The organism is Ancylomarina euxina (genome assembly GCF_003863355.1).
GTDB lineage: Bacteria > Bacteroidota > Bacteroidia > Bacteroidales > Marinifilaceae > Ancylomarina > Ancylomarina euxinus.
On record NZ_QQWG01000058.1, the window covers coordinates 1 to 1,146 of the forward strand.

1 rRNA gene is annotated in these 1,146 nt (G+C 35.8%); it reads left to right on the forward strand.

The features are described 5' to 3' along the window. Positions 1 to 20: 20 nt before the first annotated feature. Positions 21 to 131: ribosomal RNA gene (rrf, locus tag DWB61_RS17555) — 5S ribosomal RNA — on the forward strand. Positions 132 to 1,146: the final 1,015 nt, after the last annotated feature.

Sequence of the window (1,146 nt, forward strand, 5' to 3'; positions counted from 1 at the left end):
AATGCTGATAACTGAAGATTTCAGGTATCTATAGCAATGGGGTTCCACCTCTTCCCATCCCGAACAGAGAAGTTAAGCCCATTAGCGCCGATGGTACTGCCGAAAGGTGGGAGAGTAGGTCGATGCCGACCTTTAAGCGTCTTGTTTCCAATGGAAGCAAGACGCTTTTTTTATGCCCTAATCTCTGAAAAACAAAGAGGCGTTATAAATTCCCAATTGCTTCTCTCGCAAATCGGGCTGATCATTGCAGATGCAAGGGTTCAGCTAATCCAATCTCTAAAGGAAAACATCTTTGAAGAGCCTATTAATCGCTTAAAACAAGTTCCCGATCGGTAAATTATCTCCCGCTGATGGCCACAGATAGCCCCACTCACACCCTTTATATTTAATATGGATAGAAATATCGCATGAGCGACTAGCTGTTGAATATCCTCCCTTATCAGATTTGATGAGTTTATTCTCTATCCAGGAACATCTATTCATCCAATCATTGAATTATATTAGCTGATACTTCCCCTATTTTTCTTTTTCAGCTTACCAGTACACTTTGTTTTTACATACTTATGCTTTACCACAAATTTAAAATCACAGAAAAAGACCCTTGTTTAGAAAAAGAATGAGGCATCAAATAGGCAGATTTACTTTTTCTGCATCTAAAAAAAGAAATCCAAGAACAGGAGCTGTCAAAAAATCCAATCTTTATTTACGTTAAGACTGTAAGCTGAAAAAAAGATAGAAAGGAATTAATCGATCTTTTCCCCTCACGATAGCCCTTTATATCCCCTTGTTTTGAGTCCTAGATATCATGAATAAAATCTTTTTTAAAAATAATGGTATCTGATTTTTAGTGGTTTAGTTTGAAACCAGAGAAAAGATGAAAAAATCATTAGGAAAGTTGGGAATATAAAGTCTATATTTGCACTCGCTTTAAGAGAGAGGCGTTGATCTTTGACCCGTTTGTAATGCTTGTAAACACTGAGTAATCTTGGTAAAAAACAATTAAAAAATAAACGAAAAAAGATTTGCAGTTTAGGAATTAAAGTTCTTATATTTGCAGCCGCTTAAATAGCGAAAAAGTTCTTAAAAGTCTGGTAAAGGAAAACGGCGAGAGTTGAAAAAGGGAGAGAAAATATTTCTCAAAATAAT